The sequence below is a fragment of the Collinsella sp. LCP19S3_H3 genome (genome assembly GCF_052119145.1).
Classification (GTDB): domain Bacteria; phylum Actinomycetota; class Coriobacteriia; order Coriobacteriales; family Coriobacteriaceae; genus Collinsella.
In genome coordinates this window covers 99,559-106,252 of record NZ_JBQKFW010000008.1, presented here as the reverse complement: position 1 = coordinate 106,252, position 6,694 = coordinate 99,559, and the positions used below count along the sequence as shown (strand labels likewise).

General features: G+C 63.6%; 5 protein-coding genes. All 5 read right to left on the bottom strand.

Going from position 1 to position 6,694, the window contains the following annotated elements:
- Positions 1-41 precede the first annotated feature (41 nt).
- Entirely contained in the window at positions 42-1,718 is a 1,677-nt protein-coding gene (gene gatB / locus ACTQZF_RS05890) for an Asp-tRNA(Asn)/Glu-tRNA(Gln) amidotransferase subunit GatB (RefSeq protein ID WP_441554790.1), read from the bottom strand.
- Positions 1,718-3,232, bottom strand: a complete 1,515-nt coding sequence (gene gatA, locus ACTQZF_RS05885) for an Asp-tRNA(Asn)/Glu-tRNA(Gln) amidotransferase subunit GatA (RefSeq protein WP_441554789.1) — start codon at positions 3,230-3,232, stop codon at positions 1,718-1,720. Before gatA ends, gatB begins: the two co-directional genes overlap by 1 nt.
- Positions 3,232-3,543 carry an Asp-tRNA(Asn)/Glu-tRNA(Gln) amidotransferase subunit GatC gene (gene gatC, locus ACTQZF_RS05880; RefSeq protein WP_441554788.1) on the bottom strand — a complete coding sequence of 104 codons (312 nt, stop codon included), beginning with the start codon at positions 3,541-3,543 and terminating at the stop codon, positions 3,232-3,234. Before gatC ends, gatA begins: the two co-directional genes overlap by 1 nt.
- 294 nt (positions 3,544-3,837) lie before the next feature.
- The gene (locus ACTQZF_RS05875) at positions 3,838-5,124 is read right to left on the bottom strand and encodes an MFS transporter (RefSeq protein WP_441554787.1); all 1,287 of its coding nucleotides are present in this window, start codon (positions 5,122-5,124) and stop codon (positions 3,838-3,840) included.
- A gap of 265 nt (positions 5,125-5,389) precedes the next feature.
- The gene (gene mobB, locus ACTQZF_RS05870) at positions 5,390-6,694 is read right to left on the bottom strand and encodes a molybdopterin-guanine dinucleotide biosynthesis protein B (protein ID WP_441554786.1); all 1,305 of its coding nucleotides are present in this window, start codon (positions 6,692-6,694) and stop codon (positions 5,390-5,392) included.

The following is a 6,694-nucleotide window of genomic DNA, read 5'->3' as shown; positions in this document are numbered from 1 at the left end:
ATTGAGAGGCAAGGCCCTGCGCCCGGCCCCTCGGTTCCCGCTTACGAGAGCGACGTTCTCAGCAACTCGTTGAAGAGCTTCGGGTTACCCTTGCCGCGACTCGCCTTCATGCACTGGCCCACCAAAAAGCCGATGACCTTCTGGTTGCCGTCACGATACTGCTGTGCCTGCTCGGCACAGTTTGCCAGCACCTCGTCCACAATCGGCTGCAGCGCGCCGGCATCGCTCACCTGACGCATACCGCGCTCGTCGACGATCTTGTTGGGGTCGTCGCCGGTCTGGGCCATGGCCTCAAAGACTTCGTGAGCCTGGTTGGAGCTGATGGCATCGGTCGCCAGCAGCTTGGCAAGCGCTGCCACCTGAGCCGGCGCGATGCCGGACTCGGCGAGCGACACGCCCGCGCCCTTAAGGTAGGCGATTATCTCGTTCACCAGCAAGTTTGCAACCGTCTGGGCCTCCTTGCCAGCCATACCGGCAGCGGCGGCCTCAAAGAACTCGGCAAACTCCGGGTCGCCGGCGATTTGCTCGGCATCGGCCGCCTTAATGCCAAAATCGGCCTCAAAACGGGCGCGCTTGGCATCGGGCAGCTCGGGAATCTCACCTCGGCAGCGATCGATGAACTCGTCGTCCAGATCGAACGGCGCCAAGTCGGGGTCGGGGAACAGACGATAGTCGTCGGCCGTCTCCTTCACACGCATGACCACGGTGCGCTTGCGGCTGGGCTCCCAGTGGCGGGTCTCCTGATAGATAATGCCGCCCTCCTCGAGCACCTCGGCCTGGCGGCAAATCTCGTAGGCAAGGCCGTCGTGCAGGCTCTTAAACGAGTTGAGGTTCTTAAGCTCGGTTTTGGTACCCAGCTTGGTCTCGCCGCGACGGCGCAGCGACACGTTGCCGTCGCAGCGCATAGAACCCTTCTCCATGGAGCAGTCCGAAATGCCCAGCGTCACAAAGATGCGACGGAGCTTTTCCATAAACAGGCGAGCCTCCTCAGGCGTACGCAAGTCGGGCTCGGTGACGAGCTCAATCAAAGGCGTGCCGCAGCGGTTGTAGTCGACGAGCGACTCGGCAGCGGCGGTAATGCGGCCCTCGGCACCGCCCACGTGCACCATCTTGGCAGCGTCCTCCTCCATGTGGATGCGCAGAATGCGGATGGGCACCGTGTAGGAACCGTCCTCGCGACGCTCGGGCATCTGCAGGTTGGACGCGTCATAGCTGGCCAGATGGCCGGCGCGCTGATTGCCCTCGCGCATGGTCGACGTCATGGACGTGGACAGGCCCTCGGCGTTGGCCGAGGCGCTCGCCAGGCTCTGGGCCTCGGCCTCGCCAAACGCGCAATCGGGGAGCTCTGCAGCGCCGCGACCAGTCACGTCCAGGTCCAGGTGACCGTACATGGCAAAGGCGACCGGACCCTGCGTTGTCTGGAAGTTCTTGGCCATATCGGGATAGAAGTAGTGCTTGCGGTAGAACATCGAGTGGCGCTGGATCTCGCAGTTGGTGGCGAGGCCGGCCTTAACGATGCTCTCGATGGCGCGCTTGTTGGGCACCGGCAGGGCGCCGGGCAGGCCCAAGCACACCGGACACACGTTGGCGTTGGGCTCGTCATCGTGGCTGAGCTTGCAGTTGCAGAACATCTTGGTATCGAGTGCGGTGAGCTCGGTATGAATCTCCAGGCCGATCACGGCCTCCCAATCCTGCAGGACCTCGGAAAGCTCCTTCATTACAGCTCGCCTCCCTTCCCGGCAAAATCGGGTGCGACGGAAAGCGCGGGCGCACCCGTGGCGGCATCGGCAAAGCCGCGCTCCAGGGCGCGGGCAAACGTGAGCAGCTGACGGTCCTTAAACGCCGGACCCACCAGCTGGGCAGAAACGGGCAGCTGAGTATCCTCGCCCAAGCCCAGCGGCACCGAGATACCACCGTTGCCGCAAATGTTGAGCGAGATGGTGTACAGGTCGGAGAGGTACATCTGCGTGGGGTCGCTGATCTCGCCAAACTTAAAGGCCGTGCGCGGCGAGGCGGGCATGAGGATGGTGTCCACCTTGGCATACGCGGTGTCGTAATCCTGCGTGATGAGCGTGCGGGCCTTTTGCGCAGCGTAGTAATACTTGTCGTACACGCCCGAGCTCAGCAGGTAGGCGCCGAGCATCTGACGGCGCTTGGCCTCGGCGCCAAAGCCGTGGGCGCGCGACAGCGAGCTCTGGTCGGACAGGTTGGCGCAGCCCTCCTCCTGATAGCCGTAGCGAATACCATCGAAGCGGGCCAGGTTGGAGAACGCCTCGGCCGGGCCGATGACGTAGTAGGCGGCGATGGCGGCATCCAGGTGCGGCAGGTCGACCTCGACCAGCTCGGCGCCCTGGTTCTGCAGCTCCTGGGCGGCGCGCTGAACAGCGGCCTTGACCTCGCACGTCAGGCCCTCGGCCTCCATAAACGCGGGGATGATACCCACGCGCTTACCCTCGATGCTGTCGTTGAGATGCTCGGTAAAATCGACGGCGCAATCCTGGCTGGTGCAGTCGTAGGGATCGTGGCCCGCGCCGGTAAGCGCGTTCATGGCCAGCGCGACATCCTCGACCGTGCGGCCGAAGGGGCCCACCTGGTCGAGCGACGAGCCAAAGGCGACCACGCCGTAACGGCTCACGGCGCCATATGTGGGCTTAAAGCCCACCACGCCGCACAGCGACGCCGGCTGGCGAATGGAGCCGCCGGTGTCCGAGCCCAGCGAGAGCGCGACCTCGCCCGCGGCGACGGCGGCAGCGGAGCCGCCCGAGGAGCCGCCGGGCACGCGCTCGGTATCCCAGGGGTTGTTGGTGCGGTGGAACGCCGAGCTCTCGGTGGAGCTGCCAAAGGCAAACTCGTCCATGTTGGCCTTGCCCATGGGCAGGCAGCCGGCATCGAGCATGCGCTGGACGCAGGTGGCGGTATAGACGCTCTGGTAGTTCTCGAGCATGCGGGAAGCGCAGGTGGTGCGCGTGCCCACAAGGTTCATGTTGTCCTTGATGGCCAGCGGCACGCCCGCGAGCGGGGGCAGCGGCTTGCCCGCGGCACGATCGGCATCCACGCGCGCGGCGGCCTCGAGCGCAAGCTCGGGCGCCACCTGCAGGAATGCCTGGACCCCGCCCTCGCGCGCCTCGATGGCGGCAAGGGAGGCCTGGGCCACCTCGGTAGCGGTAAAGTCGCCAGCGGCAACGCCCGTGGCAATCTGGACAGCGGTAAGGGAATCGAAGCTCTGCGCCATTACTCGCTCTCCCCCTCTCCCAAAATGGACGGCACGCGGAAGTAGCGGTCGCGCGCGCTGCCGGCGTTTTCGAGCACGACGTCGAGCGGCAGGTCGCGCTCGGGCTCGCGCAGGTCATCGCCCATCACGTTGGACAGGCTTCCGATGGGATGGAACGTGGGCTCCACGTCGGGCAAGTCATATTGCAAGACGGGCTCGAGCATCTGGACGGCATCGTTCATGTAGGACGTCATCTGGGCGAGCTCGTCATCGGTCAGTGCGATCTTTGCGTACTCGGCGATACCGCGCACGTCTTTCTCGCTGAGTGCCATAGGCGCTCCCTTCCGCATAACAGTTAAACCGCTCTAGTATACAAGGCAACGCCGGCTTGGAGCAGGCGCTTTACCCAAATGCAGCGAAAACGTAACGAGGGCGGCGGTTGGCAGGCGGCGGGCCGGCGGTTCTGCAGCGAAACCGCACCGTCCATAGCGAAAACCGCCACAAAGGTGCCTGGCCCCTTTGTGGTGGCCGGACCCGCAGGATGGCATGACCCGGGGCGCAAACCGTCACAACATTCGATATTTTTTCGGCAAAATCGCGATTTTCATCGAATGTTGTGATGGTTTTTACTGCTTTGCGGCACGATCCAAATGCCGGCGTCCAAACAGCAGCAGTGCCGCGGGAACCGCCGTCACGACCATACCCGCCCCGATGAGCGTCTGCTGCACGCCAAACGTCGCCGCCAGCCACGGGGCAATCGCCAGCGGCGCCACGCCGGCGAACATGTTGCCAAAGCCCATGACCGAGTTGACGCGACCGAGCTGTTCGAGCGGGGCCGTCGTTTGCACGATCGTGTTGTGGAGCGGGTTGACGATGCCCCAGGCCACGCCCAGGGCAATCTGGCCGACAAGGGCTACGCCCACGTACGGCGTTCCCACGTAGAGCAGGCTTCCCAGGCCCACGGACAGAAGCGCCACAAGCAGCGTCTTAAGGTTGACCAGGTGCGGCGGCAAGCGGAGCGCGACCACGGCGCCCAGCACCGCGCCCACGCCGCAGGCAGACGAGAGCCAGCCCATCCACTCGACACCGACGTGCAGGACATCGCGGTAGAAGAACGACTCCAGCGGATCGAAGGCGCCATAGCCAAAGTTCGAAAGGAAAATAATGCAGAACAGCAGGGCGAGGACGCTGTTGGTAAAGACTGTCTTGATGCTGGTCACGAAGGTGGCGCGGGTGGATTTATTGGAGTCGGAGCTTTGATTGGCAGTACTTGCCGTTGTGCTGCTATCCGCGGGAGCACTTTCGCGCGCGGCGACGCGACCTGCTTGCGGCCTAAAGCCCCAACCGGCGACGAGCGCCAGTACGGTAAAGATCATCATGAGCAAAAACACCGCGTGTGACGATGCAGCCGCCGCGACAAAGCCGCCCAGTGTGGGGCCGACGATAATGCTCACGTTGGAGAGCATAGCGATGGCGGAGTTGATGTCTTTGAGCTCGACGGGGTCGTCGGTGAGATACGCCGGATAGGACGTGGCGACGGGTTGGGCGAATCCTATCACAAAGCCCAGGAGCACCGCGCCGGCAAGGACTGTTCCGGTCGCGCTGCCAAAGGCGATAATCGCCGCGCCGGTTGCCAACGTGCCGAAGATACTCGCCCGGAAATGCCGGCACGGACCCCAAGCGTCAAGCGCCGCTCCACCCGCAAAGGATCCCAGCATCACGAAGACGTTCATAAACAGGACGGCCAGCGATGTCGCAACGACCGAAGCGCCGTCCGCATAGGTGAGTGTTCCGATAACACCGATAAAGTAGCTGGTCTGAAAGCCGGTATTTATGAGGAAGCGCATTGCCACCAGGTGCTTAGCCTGCGCGGACAACGAAGGGTGAGGTTTTGAGAGAAGAGATACGAGCACGGAGACTCCTCGTTTCATACGAATACGGGCGGTGGACATTCGTCGCCGTCTGTCAAATCAATCTATCCGCATGAAACATTAAGGACGCATCAGGACCCTTCTCTCCGTTTTTCGCCCGTCATGAACTACTTGGTAGATTGTAAGGCATGTCACAAAAATCTACCAAAGCAAAAACCACCACAAAGATGCCTGGACCCTCTGTGGTGGAAATGACGTTTGCCCAGATAAAACCTGCCAAAATGAACCTGTCCCTTTTTGGCAGGTTTTAGGCCAGATGGTCTTGGATAAGGTCGCAGATGGCGCGGGCGTCGTTGATGTTGATGGCTCGGGTCGCAAAGCCTGCGTCGAAGGCCTGACGTGCCAGGGCTTCGTTGCAGGCAAGGGCCAGCGTGCGACCGTCGACCAGGTCGAGCGAGCTCTTGCCACGCAGACGGTCGACACCGGAGCGCGCGACCACGATGTTGTCGAAGCCCTCGGTCTTGTAGCCCTCGATGATCACCACGTCGACATCGTTGTAACGCGACAGCAGCTCGCGCGCGGGCATCTCGTCCCCCTCGCGCGTGTCGGCGTACTCCGCCCAGCGCGTGGCGCAGATGAGGCCCACGTGCTTGGATCCGGCCTGGTGATGGCGCCAGGTATCCTTAGCGGGCACGTCGATATCAAAGCCGTGGTGCCCGTGATGCTTGAGCGATCCCACGCACAGGCCGCGGCGGGTGAGCTCGGCGATAACCTTCTCGACGAGCGTGGTCTTGCCCGAGTTTTGGTAGCCGATAAACGCGATCGCGGGGACGGCCGGTGTCGGAGCTACGGGCGCGACGGCGACGGGTGCGCTCGCGGGTGCGGCACCGTCAGTGGCCACGGCCTCAACAGCAGCAGCCTGACGCTCTGCGCGGTCCCACACGCCCGAGCGGCCGCCCTCCTTGTGCAACAGGCGCACGTCGACGATCTCCATGCCGCGATCAACCGCCTTGCACATGTCATAGATCGTTAGGCACGCGGCACTCGCGCCGGTCAGGGCCTCCATCTCGATACCCGTCTTGCCCGTCACGCCGGCCGTAACCAGTACGTGAAAGCCAACCTGCCCGTCCGCGCGCGCCGGTGCCCAGCCCTCGGGCACGTCCTCGGCCGGCGTCCCCGCCGGAGCGATGGGCGCAATGTCGCATTTGCTCTTGGTAATGAGCAACGGATGGCACATGGGAATGATGTCGCTCGTGCGTTTGATGGCCATGATGCCCGCCACGCGCGCGCAGGCAAGCACGTCGCCCTTTTTGGCGCGGTCCTGCAGCACCATGGCCTGTGTCTCGGGATGCATGAGGATGGTGCCCTCGGCGATGGCGATGCGATGGGTCTCGGCCTTGTCGGACACATCGACCATGCGCACCTCGCCCTTGGCGTCCACGTGCGTCAGCTCGTTGCGACGTGCGTCACGGGCGGGTTCGGTGGCCGCGCTGGAAGTCGGCTGCGCGGACGCGTCGGCGTTGCCAGCATTCGCCGCGGCAGTGACTTTGTGGGCAGACATCGCGGCCCTGCGAGCGGCCTTGGTGGCGTCGGCGTACCTGCTCTTGGCCAT